This window comes from Micromonospora sp. NPDC050686, assembly GCF_040654475.1.
GTDB lineage: Bacteria > Actinomycetota > Actinomycetes > Mycobacteriales > Micromonosporaceae > Micromonospora.
The window spans coordinates 443,775-466,276 of the sequence record NZ_JBFAID010000001.1; the positions used below are offsets into that span (position 1 = coordinate 443,775).

Sequence of the window (22,502 nt, forward strand, 5' to 3'; positions counted from 1 at the left end):
TCACATCTCCTGCGGTGGGGCGGACATCACCGGGTGCACCTCGATCGGCATGTTCAGCGGCCGGCCGCCCGGCCCGGGGGCGGTGGAGATGTGCGCGGCGATCCGCACCGCCCGCTCGACGTCCTCGCAGTCGACGATCCACCAGCCGGCCAGGAACTCCTTGGTTTCGGCGAACGGCCCCTCGGTGACCACCGGCGCGCCCCCCTCGCCGGCCCGGACGATCCGGGCCTGGTGCGGGCCGCCCAGCCCCTCCGCCTGCACCAGCTCCCCGGCGGCGGCGAGCTTCTCGTTGACCTCGCCCATGAAGCCGATGTGCGCCCGGATCTCCTCCGGCGTCCACGTCTCGATCGGCGGGAAGTCGGTCCCGACGGCGCTGAACTGCATCAGCAGCATGTACTTCACGGTTGGCTCCTCACGTCCGAGCACCGATTCTCGGCGCTTCCACCCTCCGGTAGCAGCCGACACGCCCGTTCTCGACATCCGCCCGGAGATGATTCCAAGAATTTCCGCGACGCCGCGATCAGCCGCCGCCGGCCTCGCGACGACGCGGCGCGCCGCTCACAGCCACCTCACAGCGGTACCGGTTAGGGTGCCCTGCGTAACCGTCCGTGCTCCATGGTGGAGCGCGCCGATGCGTCCGGGGAGTTCCGATGGTCTTCAAGAAGATGTTGAGCGCGTTCGGGGTCGGGGGTCCGAGCGTCGACACGGTCCTGACCAACCCGAACACCCGCCCCGGCCTCGCCCTAGAGGGCCAGGTCAACCTGGTCGGCGGCGACGCCCCGGCCAACATCGAGCGGATCAGCGTCGGCCTGGTCACCCGGGTCGAGGTGGAGGGCGGCGACCACGACTACGCCGGCACCATGGAGTTCCACCGGATGCCGGTCGGCGGCCCGCTCCAGCTCGCCCCGAAGCAGCAGCTCGCTATCCCGTTCCAGCTCCCGGTGCCGTGGGAGACGCCGATCACCGACGTCTACGGCCAGCGGCTGCACGGCATGACCATGGGCCTGCGGACGGAGCTGTCCATCGCCCGGGCGGTCGACAAGGGCGACCTGGACCACGTCGCGGTGCACCCGCTGCCGGTGCACGAGCGGATCCTGGAGGCCTTCCAGCGGCTCGGCTTCCGGTTCAAGAACGCCGACCTGGAGCGCGGCCACATCCGCGGGGTGCAGCAGACGCTCCCCTTCTACCAGGAGATCGAGTTCTTCGCCGCGCCGCAGTACGCGCAGGCCATCACCGAGGTCGAGCTGACCTTCGTCACCAATCCGCAGGGCGTCGAGGTCATCCTCGAATGCGACAAGCGCGGCGGCTTCCTCAGCGCCGGGCACGACGTGTTCGGGCGGTACAGCGTGGCGCACACCGACGCCGACCGGGTCGACTTCGCGCAGTTGGTGGACGGCTGGCTGCGGGAGACGACCTCCCGCTACGGCAGCCTGCGCGCCCAGTTCGGCGGCTACGGCGCCCAGCCCGGCTACGGCCCGCAGCACGGTTACGGCCCGCAGCACGGGCACGGGCGTCGCGGCGTGGGGATGGGCGGCGTGGTCGCCGGGGCGGCGCTCGGCGCGGTCGGCGGCATGATGGCCGGCGAGATGATCGGGGACGCGTTCGGCGGCGACGACGAGGGCGGGGACGACTTCGGCGGCTTCGAGGAATAGCGGCACGGCGACGGCGGTGGTCTCCGGGGCGTACCCCGGGAACCACCGCCGTCCTATGTGGCGCTAGGTGCCGGCGTCAGTGCCGGCCGCTGCGCTCCCTGCCGCTGCGCCAGTTGCTGCCCGCCTTCGACAGACCCCGGCTCACCAGGTACGCGCCGGTCAGTACGGTGAGGAACCACCAGGCCTGGTTCGGGTTGTTGATGTTCAGCCCGTTGGCGGTGGTGCCCTTCCAGAACGCGGCGATCACCACGACCGCCACGGCGGCGGCGTACACCCAGAACTCGGTGGTCGCGAGCGACGGCTTGGTCTCGGTGCCGGGTGCCGGCATCCGCTCCCGATAACCGTCCCCCATCGGGGCCATCGGCTGGGTGGGTGCCTCGCGCATCGCCGCCCGGTTGGTCTCCTGCATCGGCCGGTTGGTCGGCCTGGTGGACGCAGCCTGCGTGCTCATCTGGTCCTCCTCGGATTTGATGAGTACCTGCATTCCCTCGCCTCGCTGCCGCGTATCGGCCACGGCACGATTCGCCTTCTGTGGCGGGGCACACCGGGTCTACCCGGGGCCCCCGAGGAGGTAACACCGGGTCGCCGACGAATCGGTGCACCTCCGGCCGGGGCCCGCTGAGCGCAGGCCGTTGCGCACGGCTACCGCCACCAGCAGGTCCGGGTCGTCGGTGATCAGGCCGTCGACCCCGAGGTCGATGACCCGCTACAGCACCGCCGGGTCGTTCACGGTGTACGGCACCACGGTCAGCCGGTACCGGTCCTGGAGGGTGCCCACGTCCGGTCCGTGGAAGTATGCCCGGTTCTGCCGCAGCCCGGGTCGGTCACCCTGCCGAGGCGGCCGGTGGACGGCCGGCGGGTGAACTGGGGTGGACGCCTGCCGGTGGAGTCGTTTGGCCGCGCCGTGAGCGGGCAGGCAGGGGGTTACCGCCAGCGTCTGTGAGGTGATGAGGATATGCGTGACGACGACAGGATGCGCGAGTCGGCCCGACACGCCGAGGAGCGGCTGACCGCCGGCGTCTACGGCGAGGGCGCGCTCGACGAGGTTACCGTGCCGCGTACCGACGTGACGCGGGTGATCCAGGACGAGGACCCGGGCGACCCGGCCGACGTGCCGATCGACCCGGAGGTGCTGCGCGACGGCGGCCCGACCCGGGGCCAGGGCGCGGTGACCACGACGGGTGGCACGGCCGGCCCGGCGAGCGTCCGCCGGTTGGCCCGCCAGCCGGAGCGGCACCGCGGTGTGGTCGCCCCGACCACCACCGGCGACGCCACCACCGGGGGCCTGAGCACCCCGGCCGGCGGGTCGACCAGCGACCAGTCCTCCTCGGCCAGCCAGGTCGGCAACTTCACCAACGAATAGGTGATTGATGGGGCCCCTTATTGACAGTCTGTTAATAAGGGGCCCGCCTAACCACCAACCGACCAACTCACGCCGGGCGGAGGAGGCCGAGGCGCTGGGTGGCGCGGGTGAGCGCGACGTAGAGGTCGCTGCGCCCGCGCGGCGACTCGGCCACGATGCCGTCCGGGTCGGCGATCAGGACGCTGTCGAACTCCAGCCCCTTGGCCTGCGCGACAGTGAGCACCACCACCCGGTTCGCCAGCTCCGGCTGCTCGCCGACGGCCGCTTCGGGCAGCGCGGCCAGCACCGCCGCGCCCAGCTCGTCGACCCGGCCGGCGGGCACGATCACGCCGAGCCGGCCGTCGGCCAGCCCGCCGGCCTCCCGGGCGGTCGCCTCGACCAGTTCCGCGGCCAGCCGCGCGCTCTCGACCGTCCGGTCCCACGGGGGTACGCCGCTGGCGCGTACCGAGCGGGGCGGGCGCAGTCCCGGGTCGATCCCGGCGAGCACCTCGGCGGCGACCGCCATCACCTCCGACGGGGTTCGGTAGCTGACGGTCAGCTCGGCCAGCCGCCAGCGCTTCGCCACGTACGGCTCCAGCGCCTCCGCCCAGGACGGGGTGCCGCTGAGCGCCCCGGTCTGCGCGACGTCCCCGACGATGGTCATCGACCGGCTGGGGCAGCGGCGCATCAGCAGCCGCCACGCCATCGGCGACAGCTCCTGCGCCTCGTCGACGATGACGTGACCGAACGCCCAGTTCCGGTCGGCGGCGGCCCGCTGGGCGGTGGTCAGCCGGTCGGACTCCTCCTGCCGTTCCGACAGCCGGTCGGCGTCGAGCAGGTCGGTGACGCCGAGGATCTCACCGCCTTCGGCCTCGTCCTCTACGTCGATCGAGCGGGAACCCCGCCAGATCTCCAGCACGCCCTCGGCGTACTCGCGTTCCAGCGCGCGGATCCGCTCCCGGCGGGCCGCCGCGGCGCGCTCGTCCTCGCCGAGCAGCTCGGCGGCCTCGTCGAGCAGCGGCACGTCGGCCGGCGTCCAGCCGCCGGGCTCGCGGTGCAGCAGGGCCCGCTCGGCGTCGGCGAGCATCGGCGCGGCGGCGGCGAGCCGGTCGGTGGAGGCGTACAGGTCGGCGAGCAGCCGCTGCGGGGTGAGCACCGGCCACAGCTCGTCGAGCGCGGCCCGTACCTCGGGGTCGTCGCGCAGCTCCCGGCGGATCTCCGCGCGGTCGGCCTCCTCCAGCAGGTTCTCCCCGCCGAGCGGGTCGGCGCCGATCCGCTCGGCGACCTGGTTGGCGAGGGCGTGCACGATCTCGACGTCGAACAGCGCCCGGGCCAGGTTGTGCGGCCGGCCGGAGCGGCGGGCCCGGTCCCGGGCCGCCCGCACGGTCGCCGGGTCGAGTTGGAGGATCTCGTGCTGCGGCAGTTCGATCTCCAGCGGCTCGGCGGGCACCCACTGCCGGTCCCGCACGGCCGCGGCGAGCACGTCGGCCAGCTCCGCGCGGCCCTTGACCGCCGCCGCTTCGGCGGACTCGGCGCGCCGCGCGGTGACGCCGGGGAACAGGTCGGCCTGGGTACGCAGCAGCACGCCGGTCTCGGCCAGCGTCGGCAGCACCTGGGAGATGTAGCGCAGGAAGGTGGCGTTCGGGCCGACCAGCAGCACGCCGCGGGTGGAGAGTTCCCGCCGGTGGGTGTAGAGCAGGTACGCCGCCCGGTGCAGCGCCACCGCCGTCTTGCCGGTGCCCGGGCCGCCCTGCACCACCATCACCCCGGGCAGGTCGGCCCGGATGATCTGGTCCTGTTCGGCCTGGATGGTCTCGACGATGTCGCGCATCCGCCCGGTACGCCCGGCGTTGAGCGCGGCCAGCAGCGACGCCTCACCGGTCAGCTCCTCGTGGGCGGTGGGGGAGGCGGTGGCGATGTCCAGCACCTCGTCGTTGAGCCCGGTGACCTTCCGCTCCCGGGTGCGCAGGTGCCGCCGGCGTCGTACACCGTGCGGGTTGGCGGCGGTGGCGAGGTAGAACGCCCGGGCGGCGGGGGCCCGCCAGTCCATCAGCAGCGGGTCGTAGTCGCCCGAGGTGTCGAAGATCCCGATCCGGCCGATGTAGCGCCGGGCGCCGTCGGAGTCGTCGAGCCGGCCGAAGCACAGGCCGTTCTCCACCGCGGAGTACTGCTCGACCTGGTCGGCGTACATGCCCACGGCCGAGTCGCGCTGGGAGCGGGCCTGCTGGGTGCCCCCCGTGGTGCGCAGCTCGTCGGAGAGCCGGTGGGCGGCCTGCTCACGCAGCCCGTCCAGCCGGTCGTAGAGCATCGAGACGTACTCCTGCTCGCGGCCGATCTCGTCCGCGTCGGCCTGGTCCCCGGAAGCGCCGGACTGCCTTGACAAGCCGTCTCCTCATTGGCTAGAATCATTGCGACGAACGGCCTTTGGCCGTTCTTTTTTGTTTCCCGAACGGGAAAAGATACCTCTCCGCCGCGTGTCCGGGCCACCCAACCGGGCGCACGTCACCTCCTCCCGGCCCGCCCACCCTCGCCAAGGGCCGAGGTCAGGATCAGCGGCGCCGGGTGCAGACGGGGCGGGCGGTGGCCACGGTGTCGGTCGACCAGACCACGGCGACGGTGAAGCAGAAGTCGTTGACCCGGTCCAGGCCGTAGACAATGAAGCTTTCCGTCCCGGCCGGCAGCCGCTCGATGATGTTCGGCTGCTGCCCGGCCCGGGCGGCGGAGATCAGCACCGGCCCCTCGCCACCGGCCGGGTACGTCCAGTCGAGGGCGATGTTGTCCCGCCGGTCGCGCAGGGTCACCTTGGTGGGCGGGGTGCCGGGCGAGGCGGCGGCGCGGGGCGTGGCGGCGGGTGCCGTCGACGGGGCGGCCGGGGAGGTGCGCGGCGGGGGTGGCGGGGTGTCGCCGGACGCATCGAACCGGGAGACCCCGGCGATCACCGCCGCGGCGCCCAGCAGCACCACGACCACCCCGCCGACCACCAGCGGCAGCATCCGGTTGCGCGCCGGCGGCGGCGGTTCGGGTGGCCGGGGGAGCACCGGCAGCAGGCTCGACGGCGGCTGGGGCTCGTCGTACGAGCGGACCGTACGCACCCCGGGCGGGTCGTCCAGGCCGCCGCTGCGGAAGGGCTCCCCGGGCGGTGGCGCGGCCCGTCCGCCGGTCGGATCGGCGAGTTCGTCCGGCGGCCACCAGCCGTCGTCGAACGGCTCGACCGGGTCGGTGTCGGGCGGCGTACGCGGGGTGGGCACGCTGGGGTGCGGCGTGGCCGCCGGAGGGCACGCCGAGGCGTCCGACCAGACCGGCGCGGACGCGGGCCCGACGGGATCGGGCGTCGGCCCGGGCCGGTCTCCGAACGGCTCGGGCGTTGGCTCGGACGCGTATCCGAACGGCTCGGGCGTTGGCTCGGACGCGTATCCGAACGGCTCGGGCGTTGGCTCGGACGCGTATCCGAACGGGTTGGGCGGGTCTCCGAACGGGTCGGGCGTCGGGCCTGGCGCGTACCCGAACGGGTCGGGTGTGGAATCGGGCGCGTACCCGAACGGGTGGGGTGGTGACTGCGACGCCGCCCGGCCGGACGGGGCGCGGTCGGCCGGGTCGGGCGCGAGTGGGTCCGGCGCCATCGGGTGGTGGGTGAGCCGGTCCGGCTCGCCGGCCGGTGGCTCGGGCGATCCCTCGGCCGCCGGCGGCACCCGGGCGGCCGGCACCACCCGGCCCTCCGGCGGCGGGGGTGGGACGTCGTCGGCGCAGACGTGGATCGCGTCGGGCGCCGCCCGGGACACCGCCGCCACCTGGGCGGTGAGCGGGTCGTCGGGGCCCAGGTGCTGCCGGGCCAGCTCCTCGGCCAGCGCGAAGCTCTGCCGCGCCTCGGCGAGCCGGCCGCAGTCGCGCTGCATCCGGCCGAGCCGGGCGAGCATCTTGATGCCGCTGGGATGCTCGTCGCCGTAGACCTCCCGGTGCAGTTCCCAGGCGTCCAGCAGCCGGTCCCGGGCCAGCGCGCACTGGCCCCGCGCGTACTCCACGGTGGCCAGGTCGGCGTGCGCGGCGAGCACCCGCGGCGATTCCGGGCCGTCCCGGGCGGTGAGCTCCAGGATCACGTCGGAATAGAGCCGCGCGGCGCGGGTGTCGCTGCCGACCCGGTGCAGCACGGCGGCGAGGGTGGCCGCGGCGGTGATGCTGCGCTCGTCGGAGCGCCCGTAGAGCCGGGTGGCGGCGGCGTGGGTGAACGCGGCCCACCCCCGGGCCGAGTGCGCCTCGCCGAGGGCGATCAGCACCTTGGCCTGCAACCCGGTCGCCTCGGCCAGCTCGGCGGTGGCGTTGGCGGGGCGGGGATCGGCGTCGGCCAGCGCGTCGGAGAGCAACTGCCGAGCGCCGGCCAGGTCGCCGTCGGCCACCAACTGGTGGGCCTGGCGGGTCAGTTCACCGAGGCGGGAAGGCACGCCCCATCGTGCTCAGCCGACGACGGTATGTACAACCCCTGGACCCGCCCGGTTTGGTCAAGAACCGGTCAGGTGATCGGCGAGTGCCTCGCTGATCCGGCGCAACTGGTCCACCTGGGCCGGGCTGAGCTGGTCGAACAGATGCCGGCGTACCCCCGCCACGTGGCCGGGTGCGGCGGCCCGCAGCGCGGTGAGGCCCTCGTCGGTGAGGACGGCGATCTGGCCACGCCGGTCGGTCGGGCAGTCCTCGCGCCGGATCCAGCCGGCGGCCTCCAGCCGGGTCGCCGCGTGCGACAGTCGGCTCCGCGAGGAGCCGGCGGCGTCGGCCAGCTCGCTCATCCGCAGGGCCCGGTTGGGCGCCTCGGAGAGCCGCACCAGGATCTCGTAGTACGCGTGCGGCATGCCCGCGTCCCGTTGCAGTTCGCGGTCCAGGGTCTCCATCAGGCCCCGGGAGGCGGTCAGGAAGGCTCGCCAGGTCTGCTGCTCGTCGGGATCCAGCCAGCGGGTCATGACCGTCAGCATAGCCGCTTTAGTTGAAGACTCAACTAAAGCGCGCTACCGTGGTGGTCATGGGAATCCACCGCCTCAACCACGCCGTTCTCTACGTCAGCGACCTGGAGCGCAGCGTCGCCTTCTACCGGGACGTGCTCGGCTTCCGCCGGGTGCCGATGACCCCGGACGGCTTCCGTGGCGCCGCCTTCCTCCAGGCGCCCGATTCCACCAACGACCACGACCTCGGCCTGTTCGAGGTCGGTGCCGGGGCGGGCCGCTCGCCGGCCGGCCGGTCCACTGTCGGGCTCTACCACCTGGCCTGGGAGCTGGACACCCTCGACGAGCTGGCGGCCACCGCCGAGCGGCTCGCCGCGGCCGGCGCGCTGGTCGGCACCTCCGACCACGGCACCACCAAGAGCCTGTACGGGCAGGACCCGGACGGTCTGGAGTTCGAGATCGTCTGGATCGTCCCGGCCGACCTGCTCGACGACGCCGCACTGGCCGCCCGCAAGCGCATCGGCCGGCTCGACCTGGACCACGAGCGGCAGCGCTACGGCGGCCAGACCCGCGGCGGGGTGGGGATCTCCGTACCGGCCTGACCGCCGGTGCGGTAGAACGGCAGGATGCCGATCGACGCCGTGCTCCGCGAGCTGCTCGTCCGACAGCTCGACGCCTGGCTGCCCGGGGCGCTGCGCCGCTCCCGGCGGGCCACCCTCGCCCTCGCGTACGCGGGCACCGACGCCGGCGGCGCGCAGGACGCCCTGCGGGTGGTGGGGGAGTTCGCCGACCGGCTGCGCGGCCGGCGGCTGACCGTGCTGGTGCTGGCCGGCGGCGACGAGCGGCTGCCGGCCCGGCTCGGCCCGGTAGAGGCCACCCTGCCCGGTGACGTCGCGGTGCACGTGGTGCCCGGCGACCCGAGCCGGCTGCCGGTGGCGCTGAAGGCGGCCGGCGCGGCGGGTGCGCCGCTGCTGGCCGTGGTGCACGGCGCCGCCCCCGACCCGGCCGTGCTGGCCGCGGTGGCGGCCGGCCGCCCGGCCGAGCTGCTGCTCGCCACGCCCGCCCCGGCCGCGCCGCGCCCGGCCCTGGCCGCCGCCGGCTTCCCGTTGGTCACCGAGGTGGAACTGGTCCCCGCCGACGGCTCGCCGAGCTGGCTGGTGGGCTACGCCACCGGCCTGGACAAGAGCCTCGAAGCGTTCAAGGACGCGCTCTGGGAGGTCGACGAGTTCGCCGGCGTCCGCTACCGCGACCCCGCCGACCCGGCGGGCCGGCCGGTGGACGTGTCGCTGCACCCCGAGCCCGGGCCGCTGCGCCGGGAACTCCTCGCCGAGCTGGACCGCTCCGGCCCGCGTACGGTCACCGAGCTGCGCCGGTTCACGCTGACCTCGACCGTCTACCGGGTGGCCGACACCACCCGGGCGTTGCACGCCCTGCTCGACTCCGGCGCGGCCCGGCGGGAGCCGGAGCACGGCCGGCTCGCCGGTGACGTGGTGATCAGTGCCGGGGGCGGCTTGTCAGCTGCTTGACCACCATGGACGCCCCGGTGGTGATCACCCCGATGCTGAACAGCATCTGCACGCAGACCACCACCCGGGCGATCTGCCCCTGCGCGTGCACGTCGCCGTAGCCGACGGTGGTGAGGGTGGTCAGCGCGAAGTAGAGCGCGTCCACCCGGGTCTGCAGGCCGACGAACTGCTCCGGCCGGCTGCGCGCCACCACGTAGTCGGCGAGGGCGAAGGTGAGCAGCCCGGCGACCAGCAGGACGGCCAGCCGGAGCAGCGCGTGCAACTCGGCGGTCGCGCCCTGCCGGGCCGCCGCCATCTGCCCGCGTACCCGGCCGGTCACCAGCACCACCACGACGACCACCAGCAGCAGCGTGGCGAGCGAGCGCAACACCAGCCGCAGCCCGTTCGGATCGGGCTCCGACGGCACCAGGAAGTATGCGGCCAGCAGCACTGCGCACGCGGCGACCGCCCGCCGCCGTTCCTGTCGCCACGACTGCGCCTCGGTCATGCCGCCGATTCTGCGCCGCCGACGGTCGTCAGCCGGCGGGAACGCGTGAAGCGAGTGGGCCACCTCCTCGATCGAAAGATGACGTTGCAGTCGCATTGCGAAGGGGCTACCGTGTTAAGCAATGCAGTCGCATTGCAATGAATGGGGCCGGAGATGCGTGTGCTGCCGCTGACGGAGATCACCGCCGGCATGGTGGAGCTGGTGGGTGGCAAGGCACTCGGGCTGGCCGCACTGATCCGGCACGGCGAACGTGTGCCGGCAGGGTTCTGCGTGACCACCGAGGCGCACCGGCTCGGCGTGCTGCCGCGGGCGGAGATAGCCGATGCCTACGAGCGCCTCGGTGGGGGGCCGGTGGCGGTCCGGTCCAGCGCGACCGCCGAGGATCTGCCGGAGGCGAGCTTCGCGGGGCAGCAGGACACCGTGCTGAACGTCACCGGTGTCGCTGACCTGATCACCGCGATCGAGAAGTGCTGGCACTCGCTGCACAGTCCCCGCGCCCTCGCCTACCGCGCCGCCCGGGACGTCGACCACGAGACCGTTCACATGGCTGTCGTCGTACAACGGATGGTCGAGGCCGACGTGGCCGGTGTGTTGTTCACCGCGAATCCGTTGACGGGCTGCCGCACCGAGATGATGGTCGACGCGGCGCCCGGACCCGGTACGGCCGTGGTCGATGGTGCCATGGTCGCGGACCACCACCTCCTCGACGGATCGGAGCAGCCCGGGGTCGGGTGCCTGACATCGGGGCAACTGGCCGAGCTGCGCGCCGTGGGCGAGCGCCTCCAGCGTCAGTTCGGATGTCCGCAGGACGTGGAATGGGCGATCGACGGGCACGGCGTGCTGTGGTTGCTCCAGTCGCGCCCGATCACCACGCTCTTCCCGCTGCCCCCGGACACGGGCAAGCCCAGTCCCCGTGTCTACCTGGAGTTCGGTCACGTCCAAGGCATGCTCCAACCCGTCACCCCGATGGGCATGTCCACCTTGAAGGCGCTGGTGGCGGCGATGCTGGCCCCCCTCGGACTCACGGTGGAGATCACCGACATCGGCGGCCGCCTGTACGGCGACCTGACCGACCTGACGCGTAGCAGGTCCGCCCGCAAGCGACTGGTCAAGCTGATGGCGGTGGATTTCGGTCCGCGCGCCCAGGCGGTGATGGAGCAAGTGCTCGCCGATCCGCGGTTCGCACCCCAGCCTCGCGGTGCAACCGGCAAGCGCCCGGCGACCGGCGCGGCGCTGCGGACCGCCGTCCAGGCGATGACCGGGATCGCGCGGGCGCTGGCCCGGCCGGCGGCCGCCCGCGCACGAGTGTTCCGTGAGGTCGAGCGGCTCAGAGTCGACTCGGCCGCTCCGGCCGGCCTGGACACCGCAGCCGAACGGCTCCGCTTCGTGCAGGCCCAGGACGGCTCGGCGAGCTCCGCCGCGATCGCCTGGACGACCGTCGCGGGCATGCTCGCCGCCGAGTTGCCGGCCCACCTGCTCAAGGGAGTGGCGACCCGCGGCGAGATCAACGTGGTGCTGGGCGGCATGCCGCACAACGTCACCATCGAGATGGACCTGGCGCTGTGGCGACTGGCGCGGCGGGCCGACGAGCATCGCGAACTGCTGCTGACCACGGCGCCGCACGAGCTGGCGGCCCGGTACGCCCGGGGCACGCTGCCCGACATCGGGCTGGCCGCCTTCCTTGAGGATTACGGCCACCGCGCCGTCGCGGAGGTCGATCTCGGGGTGCCGCGCTGGGACGAGGATCCCACCCCGGTCTTCGCCATGATCGCCAACTGTCTCCGGGTCACGGACCCGGACCAGGCACCCGACGTACGGTTCGCGCGCGCTGCGGACGCCGCCGAGGCCAGCCTGGACCGGCTCGTCGTACGGGCCCGCCGTCGCCGGCCCGTGCGAGGCCGGCTCGCCGGGTATCTCCTGCGTCGAGCGCGGATGCTGGCGGGACTGCGGGAGGCCGGCAAGTTCGCCGGCCTGTACCGGCTGCGCGAGATACGGCGTCAGCTGCTCCTCGTCGGTGCCGAACTGGTGCACCGGGGCCTGCTGGACCAGGCCGACGACATCATGTTCCTGACTCTCGACGACGCATGGTCAGCGGTGCGGCACGACGCCGACCACCGCGTGACGGTCCTGTCCCGTCGCGCGGTCCACCGGCGAGAACTGCGCCGCAAGGCGGTCCCGGTGGCTGTGCTGTCCGACGGTACCGACGTGGAGTCGGTCCTGCCGCCGGCCCCGGCGCCGGACGGCGCTCTTCGTGGTGTGGGCGCCGCGGCCGGTGCGGCGACGGGACCGGCCCGGGTCGTCCACGACCCGGCGACCGCCCGGGTCGAGCCCGGCGAGATCCTGGTCGCCCCCACCACCGACCCCGGCTGGACACCGCTGTTCCTCACCGCCGCGGCACTGGTGACCGAGACCGGGGCGATCATGGCGCACGGACCGACGGTGGCCCGGGAGTACGGCATCCCCGCCGTCATCTGCGTCCCGGCCGCCACCCGGAAGATCCGCACCGGGCAGATCATCACGGTGGACGCCGCGGCCGGAACCGTCACACCGGCTGATCCGACCTTGGGAGCCACCCCGGCGCCGGTCGGCTCGGCGGCGATCACCCGCCCGACCGCGTGACAGCATGTGACCCATGCCGAAGAGGGTCGACCGCCAGGAGCGGCGCACGCTCATCGCCGACGCGCTGATGCGGGTCGCCGCACGTCAGGGCCTGGAGGCGGTGAGCCTGCGACACGTGGCGCACGAGGCCGGCGTCTCGGCGGGGATGGTGCAGCACTGGTTCCGCACCAAGGACGAGATGATGACGTTCGCGATGACCGTCGTGCGCGACCGGGCCCAGACCCGGGTCACCGACGCGCTCAGCCGGCTCGGCGGCGATCCGCCACGACGGCTGCTGCTGCGTACGATGATCACCGCGATCCTCCCGTTGACGGAGGAGTCCCGCGCCGACGGGCGGGTAGCCCTGGCCTTTCTCGCCTACGCCGCGGTACGGCCGGCAGCCGCCGCCAGCCTCCGCGAGGAGAATGCGCAGCTGCTCGCCTTTGTCGCTGATCTGATCGAAGGGCCCGACCGGGACGAACTGGCGGCCGGGCTACTGGCGCTCATGGAAGGGCTGGGGATCTACCTGCTCGGCGGCCACTACAGCGCCGAGCGGGCGCTGGCCGCGCTCGACGCGCACCTCGACCTGATCTGCGGATCAGCTGACCGGGCGGTACCCGGCTGACGCCTGCCCCGGTCGCCCGTCCGATCCGGCCCCAGACGTCGAGCGGGGCGCCGGTGGAAAACACCGGCGCCCCGCTCGACCTCGGGACGTCACGCCCGGGACTTGTCCTGCTTCCAGGACAGCGGCCCCGGCAGGTCCACCCGGTGCGCCTTGGCGCGGGAGTTCCAGGACCAGCGACCGATCTTGATGGTCCACGAGGAGAGACCGTTCTCGGTGAAGTTGAGGACCAGCGGCCCGTACTTCTTGCGCTTGCGGAACATCAGACCCATCGTGGGCTCCCTTCCCATACCCTGGCTTGCCCTGCCGTCTCGGCCCGGAACATGCCCGGAACGGCTTTTCGGGAAACCTGCTCGCTCCGCACTGGACGGTGCGGTGAAGCGCTGCCGATGGCGGGGTTCAGGCGGCCACGGGGGAGCGGTCGACGGCCAGCACCCGGGTGGTGCTGCCGTCGTCCTCGATGACGTCGCGTTCGTGCCGGAAGCCGAGCTTGGCCAGCAGGGCCAGGGACGCGGTGTTCCCGGCCGCGACGGTGGCGTACACGGTGGGCAGGCCGAGGGTGCCGAAGCCGTACGCGAGCAGCGCCCGGGCGATCTCGCTGCCCAGGCCGGCGCCCCACGCCTCGCGCACCAGCGCGTACACGATCTCGTGGCCGTCGACGTCGTCGGTCCGCTTGATCTCGGCGTGCCCGACGTAGCGGCCGTCGCGGCGCACCGCCCAGACGTCGAACAGGTCGTCGGCGTACACCTTGCTGAACAGCCGGCCGAAAAGGGCGACCGCCTCCGGCTCGCTCATCGGCCCGTCGCCCATGAACCGGCCCACCTCGGGGTCGGCGAGCAGGGCGACCGCGTCGTCGGCGTCGGCGGGCCGGTACGGCTCCAGCAGCAGCCGGTCGGTGTGCAGCGTGGGGGTGGGCATCAGCGTGGCTCCCAGGCGTCGGGCAGAGCGGTCAACCTACGCACGTGCGCGGGGAGCCGGCCACTGATTATCTCGGCGAGGCTCACCTCGTCGACCACCCGGCGGACCGCGGCGCGCACCGCCACCCACAGCCCGGGCAGGTGCTGGGCCGAGCCGTCGTACCGGGTCTGCTCGGGGCGGAGGCCGCGCACCTCGGCGAGCGGGCCGTCCACCGCGCGCAGGATCGCGCCGATGGTGACCTCGCGGGGCGGGCGGGCCAGGGTGTAGCCGCCCTCGGCGCCGCGCTGGGCCCGGACGATGCCGGCGCGGCGCAGGTCGGCCAGGACCGCCTCGAGGAACTTGCGCGGCATGTCCTGCTCGCCGGCGATGGCCTGGGTGGACATCCGGACCGGGTACGCGGCGGCCAGGCTCAGCGCCGCCCGCACCGCGTAGTCGCCCCGCGCGGAGATCTGCACCCCGCCATCATGCCTGGCGGGGACCGCCGTTGGACTCGGCGGGCGGGCGGGGACGCACGATCCGGGCCGCGGGGACGGGCTGCTCGGCCGCCGCCCGGAACGCCCCGGGGCTCGTCCCGATCTCGCGGGTGAAGAACCGGCCGAAGTTGGTCGGCTCCGGGAAGCCCAGCCGCCGGCCGATCCGGGCGATCGGCTCGTCGGTCGCGGCAAGCAGCCGGCTGGCCTGCAACGCCACCCGCTCGTCGATGACCTGCTTGGCGCTGCGCCCGGTCATCGCCAGGCAGGCCCGGGTCAGGGTACGCACCGAGCAGCCGAGCCGGGCAGCGTAGTCCTCGACCCGGCGGGTGCGCCGGTAGTCGGCCTCCACCTCCCGGCAGAACCGGCGGAAGGTGGCCGCCTCGGGGCGTTCGGCGTCGGCGCCGGCCGTGCCGAGCAGGGCGAGCCGATGCAGCAGCACCGCGAGCTGGTGGCGCAGCAGTCCCCGCGCGGCCGGCACGCCCCGCAGCCGGCGGCAGTCCTCGGTCAGCTGGGCGACCTCGCTGATCACCGCGTCCTCGTCCTCACCGGCGAGCTGCCGCACGGTGGGCGCGGCGTCCGGGTCGACGTCCAGGCCGTGCAGCGCCGACCCGGCCCAGCGCACGACGGTGGCGTCGAGCTGCGCGCCGGTGCAGCGCAGCGCCTGACCGGGGCGGGCGCGCAGCAGGGTGCCCGGCCGGCAGGGCAGCGACCGGAAGTCCAGCTCGGCGTGCCCGTGCCCACCGGTGACCAGCACCAGCAGCTCGGCGTCGAGCAGGATCGGCCGGCGCCAGCCGCGCGCGCCGGGGAGCGTGCCGAGCGCGCAGGTGTCGATCTCGGCGGGGGAGAGGTCGGTACGGTTGGCCGGGGAGAGCTGTCCGGAAGAGACCATCGACTTCGACGTTAACCGGCATTCCGGCAGGTCGCACGCTGGGCGGGAGCAACGTCGCCGGTTTCCGGCCACCCGGGTGCCGGGGCGTCGCCCCGCGGGGCTTGTCCGGGCCGGGACAGGCGGACTACGTTACCCAGCGGTAGCGTCCGGGGCGGGTGGCCGCGCCGCGGCCCGCCGAACGATGGGATGGGCATGACGGAGCTGTTCTCGGTCGAAGGCAAGACGGTCCTGGTCACCGGCGGTTCGCGGGGGATCGGCCTGATGATCGCCCAGGGATTCGTCCGGGCTGGCGCCCGCGTGATCATCTCGTCGCGGAAGGCGGAGGTCTGCGCGGCGGTGGCCGAGCAGCTCTCCGCCGAGGGAAGCTGCGAGGCGATCCCGGCCGACCTGAGCACCGACGCCGGCGCCGAGGGCCTCGCCGCGGCCGTGGGGGAGCGGGTCGACCGGCTCGACGTGCTGGTCAACAACGCCGGGGCCACCTGGGGCGCGCCGCTGGAGTCGTACCCGGAGGGCGCCTTCGACAAGCTGTGGGCGGTCAACGTCAAGGCCGTCTTCCGGTTGACCACCGCGCTGCTGCCCGCGCTGCGCGCGGCAGCGAGCGCCGACGACCCGGCCCGGGTGATCAACATCGGCTCGATCGACGGCCTCCGGGTGCCGTTCATGGAGGTGTACGCCTACTCGGCCACCAAGGCCGCCGTGCACATGCTGACCCGGAGCCTGGCCCACCAGCTCGCCGGCGAGCAGATCACGGTCAACGCGATCGCGCCGGGGCCGTTCGAAAGCAAGATGATGGCGTTCGCGCTGGACGACCCGGCGTCCCGGGCTGCGATCGAGGGGCAGGTCCCGCTGGGCCGGATCGGCCGACCGGAGGACATGGCGGGCACCGCGATCTACCTGTCGTCGCGGGCCGGGGCGTACCTGACCGGGGCCGTGATCCCGGTCGACGGGGGGATCACCACCCACGGCTGACCCTGCTGTCCGCGTACCCGATGGTGGGTAGCGGGAGCCGCGCGGGCTCGGCAGCTCCGCGCGGCTCCGGTGGTGCGTGGTTTTTCAGCGGCCGGCGAGCAGCCGGTTCACCGCCGTGTCGACGTCCAGGTGCTCGGCCTCGCGGCCGCGCGGGACGACGACGTAGGTCCGCCGCAGGAAGCGCACCAGGACGCTGCGCGGCACCTCGAACAGGGCGTTGCCGTCCGGGGACGACAGCGCGAGCGCGACGAAGTCGCCGCGCGGGGTGGCCCACGGCCAGACCCGCACGTCGCCGATGCCGGCCGGCTCGTCGAGCCCGGTGACCAGCAGTTCGCGGGCGAACGACCAGCTCACCGCCTCGCCGCCGGCACTTTCGGCGTGGAACAGGACATGGACCGCATACGGGTCAGCAGGGTCGTAGCGCAGACTGGCGCGCACCGGCAAGGCCGTGGCGTCAGGTGCGACGAGCCTTAGCGACGTCTCGACCTCTACGGTCGTCGGTCGGATGACACTCATGGACGTTCTCCCCCCGGCACCGCTGCGGAACGCGCGTGTCCCGCTTTTCCCATACTCAGGTGCTGCTCCTGGCTACGCTCCGCCATACGCTGACTTCACCCAGTGGTGGGAAGGGGGTCGGAAGGCCCGTCAGAATGTGAAACTTCTGCTAGGATTTCCGGTTCTGCCCAGCGGGTGTTCCCGCGCGGAGTCGGGTTCCTCAGTCGTCGACTTACTCCGGTAACGTCCAGTCGTCCGCGGGAGTGACGGTCCGGCGGGACACTGGCAGGCGAAATGGTGGCGAGATGCTCCATAACGGATCGGGCGCCCGCCGCGAGTCAGCCGAACGGTGGGGCTTTACCAGCCGAAAGTTGAGGGCGTGAGGTGCCGATGGAGCAAGGTGACCGGGACGGCCGGGCAGCGGACCCCGGCCGGGCGCGACGCGCCGCCGGCGGCGGTCCCCGACGCGTGCCCGGCAACCGCCGCGGACCCGGCAACGGCCTTCGCGGCCCGGCGTCCAACAGCCGCCGCGGCCCCGCCGCCGCGCGGCGGACCACCGTCCCCGTGTCACCCGCCGCACCGTCCCCGGTCGCCGTGGCCGACCCCCCGCGCGCCGGCTGGCGGCTGCGGATGCGGACCACCCTCGACCTGATCCGCGCCAACCCCACCGGCCGGATCGCCCTCAAGATCTTCATCGCCATCGCCGGCGCCCTCGTGGTCACCGTCGGCATCGCGCTCATCCCGCTGCCCGGCCCCGGCTGGCTCATCGTCATCGCCGGCCTCGCCATCTGGGCGGTCGAGTTCCACTGGGCCCGCCGACTGCTCACCTTCACCCGGCGCAACGTCCACGCCTGGACCCGGTGGGCCACCAGCCGATCCCTCGGGGTGCGACTCGCCCTCGGCTCCGCCGGCCTGGTCTTCGTCGCCGCGGTGGTCTGGCTGTCGCTCAAGTACAGCTTCGGGATCGACGTGGTGGCCCGGGCGCTGCACTACCTCGCGACCCACTGAGTCGCGGCTCCGTCGGGCGTCCCGGCCGGCGCTCCGCGACTCGGGGGGCCGGGTTTTTGGTCCGGGTGCACGATCAGGTAGAGTCAACGTCGCTGCGGGCGATTAGCTCAGCGGGAGAGCGCTTCGTTCACACCGAAGAGGTCACTGGTTCGATCCCAGTATCGCCCACGCAGGTCAAAGGCCACTTCCCGGCTTCGGGAGGTGGCCTTTCTGCTGTCGTACAGCAGCTAAGTACAGCAACTGTCAGCGGGCGGGTGGCGACAGGCGAGGGAATGTCCGCCTGTGCTGTTACTTTGCCGGCCGTGAATGATCAGTTGACGTGGATCGACCGGATCATCGACGTGACCGGATGGCACCAGGAGCCCGAGGACGGTGCCGGCTGGGAGCAGGCGGAAGCGGAGCTGGGCGTCGCGCTGCCGACGGACTTCAAGGAACTGTGCCGGCGGTTCGTGCCGGGGGCGTTCTACGCCTACCTGGACCTTTTTCGGCCGACGGACGATCATGCGGAACCGCTGTTTCGGGCGTGGACCTATTGTCCGCAGTGGCCAAGCGAGCCTGACTCCGCGGGGTTGTGGGCCCCCTACGAGATTTTCGAGCGGGACAAGGGGGCGGGGCTGATCCAGTGGGGCAGCGATCAGACCGAGGGGGAATACTACTGGCTGGCAGACCGCTCGGTGGAGCCCGACCGGTGGCCTGTGGTCGCGCGGTGGGACGGCATCGAGCCGTGGCACCAGCTCGACATGTCGACGGCCGAGTTCGTCTACCGGGTGATCGCGGACCCGGAGTTCAAGCCGTTCACGGTGGCCGACCCACCGCGGCGACCCTTCTACCTGCCGCACTGGGCGCCGCTCCCGATGAACGCTGACGACTGGGATGCTCTCACCGACCCGAATCGCAAAAGCTGAACTACGTCCTCGGGACCGCTGCTGTTCGGGGACAACAGTCAGCGGCCGAGGGAGTCGCCAAGGCGTCTGAGTGCTTCCCGCGTCGCCTTCGATGAGACCTGCGTGTAGATCTCCATCGTTACGAAGAAGCGGGCGTGCCGGAGGACCTGCATGGCGACTCTCGGGTGGACGTCCAGGTCGGCCAGCAGCGTGGCACAGGTACGCCTTGCGTCGTGGACGGTGATCGGGCGGACCCCTGCTCTGTCGCACCGGGTCTGCCAGGAGCGCTGGAAGTTGCGCGGCTCGATCGGTGTGCCATAGCGGGTGGTGGATACGAGGTCGGTTTCGTGCCAGGCGTTGCCGGCGGCTGCTCGTGCCTCGTCGCGTTGTTCGCTTCGGAGCTTGAGCGCGGTCAGGCAGATGTCGGGCAGGGGGAGTTTGGCGTCGGATGCCTGGGTCTTGGTGTCGCGGTGGAGGAGCTGCCCACGTACGCGTTGCAGCTGACGGCCGACGGTCAGCTCTCCGGCGTCGAGGTCGACGTCCTCCCAAGTGAGTCCCAGCGCCTCGCCCTTGCGTAGACCGACGACGAGGACCAGGGCGTAGGCGGCGTAGAGCGAGTCCTCGTCGGCGCGGGCCGATTCGAGGAACTTTCGGGCCTCGTCGCTCGACCACGACTTGCCGCGGCGGCGGCGGACCGTGGCGAGGGTGACCGGCACGGCCGGGTTCTTGGTGATGAGGTCTTCGGCCTGGGCGTGGGTGAGGGCGGCCCGCAGCGCCGCCCGGATGTCGCTGACCGTGCGCGTCGACGGGACGGCCTGGCAGCAGCGACCGACGGCGCAGCAACGGCGCTTCTCCTTCCGGCGTGCGGCGTCCTTGCCCTGGGCGCAGCACTGGCAGGTGCGGGCGATCTGGTTGATCCAGGTCTGCACGTCGCGCGACTGGAGCCGGTCGAGCCGCTTGGAGCCGAGGCCGGGGGAGATGTAGCGACGGACAAACGTCTCGTAGGTGGCGTAGGTCAGCGGTGCCCGGTTTGGCTGGATGATCTCGGTGAGCCAGTAGGTGAGGAAGGTGTCGACCGTGGGAACGCTGGTCGCCACCGGCCCCTGCTTCGCCTGCTGGTGCAGTTTGATCCACTTGTCGTGGACGGCTTCGCGGGTCTTGCCGTAGACGTACTTGCGGGTGCGCTTGCCGTCGGGCTTGGTGACCCAGACGTAGGCGGCGAAGCCGTTGCGGTAGGGGAAGATCGAGCCTTCGCCGTTGGCTCGTGCGCGTGCGGGCATCAGGCGGCCTCCTGGCGCTCGACCTGCTCGCGGATGTAGTCGTCGACCCATTCGGGGAGGATGCGGCGGTACTTGCCGTCCTTGATGGAGCGCAGCTCGCCGGTGGCGATCTTCATCTTGACCTTGGAGATGCCGAAGCCGAGGAGAACGGCGACCTCGGCCGGGGAGTACCAGCGCGGGGTGAGGTCATGGCTCATGCGGCGGCCCCGATAAGCCAGGCTTCGTGGGCGAGTTCTTCCCGGCCGATGCGTCTGCTCTCGCGTCGCTGACGAGCAGCCGTGTTGGCGAGCAGGGCGTCACCTTCGGTGAGCCAGCCGGAGCCGGCGTAGCTGAGAACGCCGACGGTCACGGTGTCGGCCGTTCCGTCATCTTCGGTGCGGCGGTAGGTGGCGCGGGTGTCGCGGAGCAGGCGGAAGGTGACGGAGTAGCGGCGGGCCTTGGTGAGGAAGTGACCGCCGAAGCCGAGCATGTGTGCCCAACGGCGCAGCCCGGCGTAGGCGTTGAGTTTGGTGTCAAGGCCGGCTTGACGGTCGTCGGCAGTTGCGGCGCCGCTGTCGGTGTCGGTGTGGGTGGTGCGGCCAAGGTGCCAGCAGGCGTCGATGAGGCGGGCGAGGTGGTCGCCTTCCGAGTCGGCGTAGTCGTCGATCGTCGCGGGGGTGAGCCGGGTGAACTGATGGCCGGTGGCTTCGGTGGCCTTGGTGGCGTACTTCGCTAGGTAGGCGGCCACCTTGCCGTCCGTCAGCTCGCCGCCGGCGCTGTTGATCCGGCGGACGTCGACCTGCTCGCCCCAGGCGACCAGCCAGCCCTGCGGCCGGTCGGGGTGCGGGGGTGTGGTGACGGTGATCCGAAAGGCGGCGGTGTGGACGGCAGCCTCCAGGTCGTCGACGGTGATGCCGATCGGCGGCGGCACGAGCGCGTCCGGGTCGTCGGGGTCGACGCCGTCGAGGCGCAGCAGGACATGGAAGTGCACCGCCGCTCTGCGTTGCATCTCGGCGACCTTGCCGTGCGACACCCGCACGGGCGGCACCCAGCGGACCTTGCCCGAGGCCGTGACGACCCGAACGAAGGGAATGCCGCGCCGCCGGCAGAGCGCGGCGAGGTGACGCTCCATGGCCTGCTTGGTGCGCCGCCACAGCTCGCCAGAGAAGTAGTTCCAGATGACCTGGTGGTCGTGGTCGTAGCAGTCCAGGCACAACGACTGCCCGAGTCGCGGATCGTCGGCGTCGTGGCGGGCGAAGCACACCGCGGGCTGCCCATGCGCGCAGGTGCCGGTGGTGCTGCGGGCACGGCAGGGAGCGGGGCGGCAGTCGCAGCGTTGCCGGCTGCCGCAGGTGTGGCGTGCGACGTGGCGGTGGTGGACCGCGCCGAACGACGGGGCGGTGAATGTGGCAAAGACGACCGGATGCCGGCCGACCGAGGCGGGGACGCCCTTGCCGCCGGTCAGACCGCAGCGGACGACCTGGTAGGCGTCGCCCTGGTAGACCCAGGAGCAGTCTCGGCACTGCGATTCGCGGCGGTTGCCGCACGCCTTGTAGAGCGTCCGGTCGGGCAGTTCGTCGGTGTGCTGCTCGTTCAGGATCCGGCCGGTGTCTCGGTCGACGGCCGCGATGGTGCCGGTGAGGCGGATCGGACGGGAGCAGCCGCCAGCGGGGCGGGTGTGCTCCAGCCAGCCGGAGAACTCCGGCATGGCGGCGCGATGCAGGGCCTGGGCGTCACGGCCAGCGACGAGGCCGGGACGGTACAGGGTGAACGGGGTGGACATGACTCTCTCCTCACGGGGTGGCAGGGACGGGAGACGAAGCACCACCAGCCGTGGACGTGGGTCCGCTGGTGGCGTTCGTCGTGTCTCCTGGCACCGCCGAGAGGGCGGCTGACGCCGGAGGGCGGTTTCGTGGTCGTGCCACTTCCCGCCGATGGGTCATGTCCTTTCGCGCTCGTCGAGCCGATGAGTGGGGCCGGCACGGGTGGGGAGCCTGGGATGTCGGCATCCGGCTTGGTTGCCGCAGGCTGCCCCCACCCGTGGAGAGGTGCGAATCCGGGCCATCGTGGACGGCAGGAAAGGCCGTGCTGGGCCGCTCAGCGGATTCGGAAGACCGGCATGGCGGCCGGTGCGATTGAGAGCCGGCGGGACGGGGTCCGCATCAGCGGCAAGAAGGCCGCTCGGCATCTCTGACGTCGAGTCCAGCGATCCGGCAGGAAGGCCGCGCTGGCGTCCTCGACGAGCGCCAGAATAGCACCGGGCATCGGCACGTCAACCCGCCGTGACCTGGAAGCTGTGGCGGGGCGGCTGGCTGCCGGCCTGGCTGCCGGCCGGTGTGGGAGAACTTTCCGTACATCTATCAAGGCGGCCCTGAACGGGCCGCACGCGCCGCCGCCAGGGCGCGCGGCCTGCACTCCGCTGACGCTCCGTTCCGGCCACGCAGGACGCCCGGCG

The 22,502-nt window shown here is 72.6% G+C and carries 23 protein-coding genes and 1 tRNA gene; 10 read left to right on the forward strand and 14 right to left on the reverse strand.

Annotation, left to right across the window (positions count from 1 at the left end):
* On the reverse strand, positions 1 to 393 hold the full coding sequence (locus AB0H57_RS02040; protein WP_357501729.1) for a YciI family protein: 393 nt from the start codon (positions 391 to 393) through the stop codon (positions 1 to 3).
* 257 nt (positions 394 to 650) lie between these two features.
* On the opposite strand from AB0H57_RS02040, the gene AB0H57_RS02045 reads away from it, so the two are divergent.
* Positions 651 to 1,652 carry a sporulation protein gene (locus tag AB0H57_RS02045; protein WP_357501634.1) on the forward strand — a complete coding sequence of 334 codons (1,002 nt, stop codon included), beginning with the start codon at positions 651 to 653 and terminating at the stop codon, positions 1,650 to 1,652.
* 76 nt (positions 1,653 to 1,728) lie between these two features.
* On the opposite strand, the gene AB0H57_RS02050 is transcribed toward AB0H57_RS02045, so the two are convergent.
* The gene (locus tag AB0H57_RS02050) at positions 1,729 to 2,103 is read right to left on the reverse strand and encodes a hypothetical protein (RefSeq protein ID WP_357501636.1); all 375 of its coding nucleotides are present in this window, start codon (positions 2,101 to 2,103) and stop codon (positions 1,729 to 1,731) included.
* A 504-nt stretch (positions 2,104 to 2,607) separates the two neighbouring features.
* Between AB0H57_RS02050 and AB0H57_RS02055 the strand changes: the two genes are divergently transcribed.
* The gene (locus AB0H57_RS02055) at positions 2,608 to 3,015 is read left to right on the forward strand and encodes a hypothetical protein (RefSeq protein WP_357501638.1); all 408 of its coding nucleotides are present in this window, start codon (positions 2,608 to 2,610) and stop codon (positions 3,013 to 3,015) included.
* Between the two features lie 67 nt (positions 3,016 to 3,082).
* On the opposite strand, the gene AB0H57_RS02060 is transcribed toward AB0H57_RS02055, so the two are convergent.
* The 3 genes from AB0H57_RS02060 to AB0H57_RS02070 form a co-directional block, all read right to left on the reverse strand.
* Positions 3,083 to 5,302, reverse strand: a complete 2,220-nt coding sequence (locus AB0H57_RS02060; RefSeq protein WP_357501731.1) for an AAA family ATPase — start codon at positions 5,300 to 5,302, stop codon at positions 3,083 to 3,085.
* Between the two features lie 241 nt (positions 5,303 to 5,543).
* Positions 5,544 to 7,430: a tetratricopeptide repeat protein gene (locus AB0H57_RS02065; RefSeq protein WP_357501640.1), complete on the reverse strand. Its 1,887-nt coding sequence runs from the start codon at positions 7,428 to 7,430 to the stop codon at positions 5,544 to 5,546.
* A 57-nt stretch (positions 7,431 to 7,487) separates the two neighbouring features.
* On the reverse strand, positions 7,488 to 7,952 hold the full coding sequence (locus AB0H57_RS02070; RefSeq protein ID WP_357501642.1) for a MarR family transcriptional regulator: 465 nt from the start codon (positions 7,950 to 7,952) through the stop codon (positions 7,488 to 7,490).
* A gap of 47 nt (positions 7,953 to 7,999) precedes the next feature.
* Here AB0H57_RS02070 and AB0H57_RS02075 point away from each other — a divergent pair, with 47 nt between their 5' ends.
* Positions 8,000 to 8,521 carry a VOC family protein gene (locus AB0H57_RS02075; protein ID WP_357501644.1) on the forward strand — a complete coding sequence of 174 codons (522 nt, stop codon included), beginning with the start codon at positions 8,000 to 8,002 and terminating at the stop codon, positions 8,519 to 8,521.
* 24 nt (positions 8,522 to 8,545) lie between these two features.
* Positions 8,546 to 9,445, forward strand: a complete 900-nt coding sequence (locus tag AB0H57_RS02080) for a hypothetical protein (RefSeq protein ID WP_357501646.1) — start codon at positions 8,546 to 8,548, stop codon at positions 9,443 to 9,445.
* Here AB0H57_RS02080 and AB0H57_RS02085 read toward each other — a convergent pair.
* Entirely contained in the window at positions 9,414 to 9,932 is a 519-nt protein-coding gene (locus AB0H57_RS02085; protein WP_357501648.1) for a potassium channel family protein, read from the reverse strand. The genes AB0H57_RS02080 and AB0H57_RS02085 overlap by 32 nt on opposite strands.
* Positions 9,933 to 10,085: 153 nt before the next feature.
* Between AB0H57_RS02085 and AB0H57_RS02090 the strand changes: the two genes are divergently transcribed.
* Together AB0H57_RS02090 and AB0H57_RS02095 are read left to right on the forward strand one after the other, a co-directional pair.
* Entirely contained in the window at positions 10,086 to 12,551 is a 2,466-nt protein-coding gene (locus AB0H57_RS02090; protein WP_357501650.1) for a PEP/pyruvate-binding domain-containing protein, read from the forward strand.
* A gap of 13 nt (positions 12,552 to 12,564) precedes the next feature.
* Positions 12,565 to 13,155, forward strand: a complete 591-nt coding sequence (locus tag AB0H57_RS02095; RefSeq protein ID WP_357501652.1) for a TetR family transcriptional regulator C-terminal domain-containing protein — start codon at positions 12,565 to 12,567, stop codon at positions 13,153 to 13,155.
* A gap of 89 nt (positions 13,156 to 13,244) precedes the next feature.
* Here AB0H57_RS02095 and AB0H57_RS02100 read toward each other — a convergent pair whose 3' ends face one another.
* The 4 genes from AB0H57_RS02100 to AB0H57_RS02115 form a co-directional block, all read right to left on the reverse strand.
* A complete protein-coding gene (locus AB0H57_RS02100) occupies positions 13,245 to 13,424 on the reverse strand; it encodes a DUF4236 domain-containing protein (RefSeq protein WP_357501654.1) in 180 nt (59 codons plus the stop codon).
* A gap of 127 nt (positions 13,425 to 13,551) precedes the next feature.
* Complete coding sequence (locus AB0H57_RS02105) at positions 13,552 to 14,070, reverse strand: GNAT family N-acetyltransferase (protein WP_357501656.1); 519 nt, start codon at positions 14,068 to 14,070, stop codon at positions 13,552 to 13,554.
* The gene (locus tag AB0H57_RS02110) at positions 14,070 to 14,525 is read right to left on the reverse strand and encodes an Rrf2 family transcriptional regulator (protein ID WP_357501658.1); all 456 of its coding nucleotides are present in this window, start codon (positions 14,523 to 14,525) and stop codon (positions 14,070 to 14,072) included. The genes AB0H57_RS02105 and AB0H57_RS02110 overlap by 1 nt, the downstream gene beginning before the upstream one ends.
* 7 nt (positions 14,526 to 14,532) lie before the next feature.
* Positions 14,533 to 15,432, reverse strand: coding sequence for an AraC family transcriptional regulator (locus AB0H57_RS02115; RefSeq protein ID WP_357501660.1), 900 nt, complete (start codon positions 15,430 to 15,432; stop codon positions 14,533 to 14,535).
* A gap of 192 nt (positions 15,433 to 15,624) precedes the next feature.
* Between AB0H57_RS02115 and AB0H57_RS02120 the strand changes: the two genes are divergently transcribed.
* The gene (locus AB0H57_RS02120) at positions 15,625 to 16,401 is read left to right on the forward strand and encodes an SDR family oxidoreductase (protein ID WP_357501662.1); all 777 of its coding nucleotides are present in this window, start codon (positions 15,625 to 15,627) and stop codon (positions 16,399 to 16,401) included.
* Between the two features lie 84 nt (positions 16,402 to 16,485).
* Here the strand turns inward: AB0H57_RS02120 and AB0H57_RS02125 are convergent, their stop codons facing one another.
* The gene (locus tag AB0H57_RS02125) at positions 16,486 to 16,917 is read right to left on the reverse strand and encodes an SsgA family sporulation/cell division regulator (RefSeq protein ID WP_007457244.1); all 432 of its coding nucleotides are present in this window, start codon (positions 16,915 to 16,917) and stop codon (positions 16,486 to 16,488) included.
* 573 nt (positions 16,918 to 17,490) lie between these two features.
* On the opposite strand from AB0H57_RS02125, the gene AB0H57_RS02130 reads away from it, so the two are divergent.
* The 3 genes from AB0H57_RS02130 (at position 17,491) to AB0H57_RS02140 (ending at position 18,809) form a co-directional block, all read left to right on the forward strand.
* Positions 17,491 to 17,904 carry a TIGR02611 family protein gene (locus AB0H57_RS02130; RefSeq protein ID WP_357501664.1) on the forward strand — a complete coding sequence of 138 codons (414 nt, stop codon included), beginning with the start codon at positions 17,491 to 17,493 and terminating at the stop codon, positions 17,902 to 17,904.
* Positions 17,905 to 18,000: 96 nt separating this feature from the next.
* Positions 18,001 to 18,072 (forward strand) — tRNA-Val (locus AB0H57_RS02135).
* A 134-nt stretch (positions 18,073 to 18,206) separates the two neighbouring features.
* Entirely contained in the window at positions 18,207 to 18,809 is a 603-nt protein-coding gene (locus AB0H57_RS02140) for a hypothetical protein (RefSeq protein WP_357501666.1), read from the forward strand.
* Between the two features lie 38 nt (positions 18,810 to 18,847).
* Here the strand turns inward: AB0H57_RS02140 and AB0H57_RS02145 are convergent, their stop codons facing one another.
* From AB0H57_RS02145 to AB0H57_RS02155, 3 genes are read right to left on the reverse strand one after another with little or no spacing between them, the layout of a single operon-like run.
* Entirely contained in the window at positions 18,848 to 20,068 is a 1,221-nt protein-coding gene (locus AB0H57_RS02145) for a site-specific integrase (RefSeq protein WP_357501668.1), read from the reverse strand.
* The gene (locus tag AB0H57_RS02150; protein ID WP_089007694.1) at positions 20,068 to 20,265 is read right to left on the reverse strand and encodes an excisionase family DNA-binding protein; all 198 of its coding nucleotides are present in this window, start codon (positions 20,263 to 20,265) and stop codon (positions 20,068 to 20,070) included. Before AB0H57_RS02150 ends, AB0H57_RS02145 begins: the two co-directional genes overlap by 1 nt.
* Positions 20,262 to 21,830 (reverse strand): replication initiator, encoded by a 1,569-nt coding sequence (locus AB0H57_RS02155; RefSeq protein WP_357501670.1) that lies wholly within the window; start codon positions 21,828 to 21,830, stop codon positions 20,262 to 20,264. Before AB0H57_RS02155 ends, AB0H57_RS02150 begins: the two co-directional genes overlap by 4 nt.
* Positions 21,831 to 22,502: the final 672 nt, after the last annotated feature.

Bases quoted from the DNA above. Each gene is read 5' to 3' on its own strand.
- AB0H57_RS02040 (WP_357501729.1), bottom strand. From the start codon at position 393: ATGCTGCTGATGCAGTTCAGCGCCGTCGGGACCGACTTCCCGCCGATC.
- AB0H57_RS02045 (WP_357501634.1), top strand. From the start codon at position 651: ATGGTCTTCAAGAAGATGTTGAGCGCGTTCGGGGTCGGGGGTCCGAGC.
- AB0H57_RS02050 (WP_357501636.1), bottom strand. From the start codon at position 2,103: ATGAGCACGCAGGCTGCGTCCACCAGGCCGACCAACCGGCCGATGCAG.
- AB0H57_RS02055 (WP_357501638.1), top strand. From the start codon at position 2,608: ATGCGTGACGACGACAGGATGCGCGAGTCGGCCCGACACGCCGAGGAG.
- AB0H57_RS02060 (WP_357501731.1), bottom strand. From the start codon at position 5,302: ATGCTCTACGACCGGCTGGACGGGCTGCGTGAGCAGGCCGCCCACCGG.
- AB0H57_RS02070 (WP_357501642.1), bottom strand. From the start codon at position 7,952: ATGCTGACGGTCATGACCCGCTGGCTGGATCCCGACGAGCAGCAGACC.
- AB0H57_RS02075 (WP_357501644.1), top strand. From the start codon at position 8,000: ATGGGAATCCACCGCCTCAACCACGCCGTTCTCTACGTCAGCGACCTG.
- AB0H57_RS02080 (WP_357501646.1), top strand. From the start codon at position 8,546: ATGCCGATCGACGCCGTGCTCCGCGAGCTGCTCGTCCGACAGCTCGAC.
- AB0H57_RS02085 (WP_357501648.1), bottom strand. From the start codon at position 9,932: ATGACCGAGGCGCAGTCGTGGCGACAGGAACGGCGGCGGGCGGTCGCC.
- AB0H57_RS02090 (WP_357501650.1), top strand. From the start codon at position 10,086: ATGCGTGTGCTGCCGCTGACGGAGATCACCGCCGGCATGGTGGAGCTG.
- AB0H57_RS02095 (WP_357501652.1), top strand. From the start codon at position 12,565: ATGCCGAAGAGGGTCGACCGCCAGGAGCGGCGCACGCTCATCGCCGAC.
- AB0H57_RS02100 (WP_357501654.1), bottom strand. From the start codon at position 13,424: ATGGGTCTGATGTTCCGCAAGCGCAAGAAGTACGGGCCGCTGGTCCTC.
- AB0H57_RS02105 (WP_357501656.1), bottom strand. From the start codon at position 14,070: ATGCCCACCCCCACGCTGCACACCGACCGGCTGCTGCTGGAGCCGTAC.
- AB0H57_RS02115 (WP_357501660.1), bottom strand. From the start codon at position 15,432: ATGGTCTCTTCCGGACAGCTCTCCCCGGCCAACCGTACCGACCTCTCC.
- AB0H57_RS02120 (WP_357501662.1), top strand. From the start codon at position 15,625: ATGACGGAGCTGTTCTCGGTCGAAGGCAAGACGGTCCTGGTCACCGGC.
- AB0H57_RS02125 (WP_007457244.1), bottom strand. From the start codon at position 16,917: ATGAGTGTCATCCGACCGACGACCGTAGAGGTCGAGACGTCGCTAAGG.
- AB0H57_RS02145 (WP_357501668.1), bottom strand. From the start codon at position 20,068: ATGCCCGCACGCGCACGAGCCAACGGCGAAGGCTCGATCTTCCCCTAC.
- AB0H57_RS02150 (WP_089007694.1), bottom strand. From the start codon at position 20,265: ATGAGCCATGACCTCACCCCGCGCTGGTACTCCCCGGCCGAGGTCGCC.
- AB0H57_RS02155 (WP_357501670.1), bottom strand. From the start codon at position 21,830: ATGTCCACCCCGTTCACCCTGTACCGTCCCGGCCTCGTCGCTGGCCGT.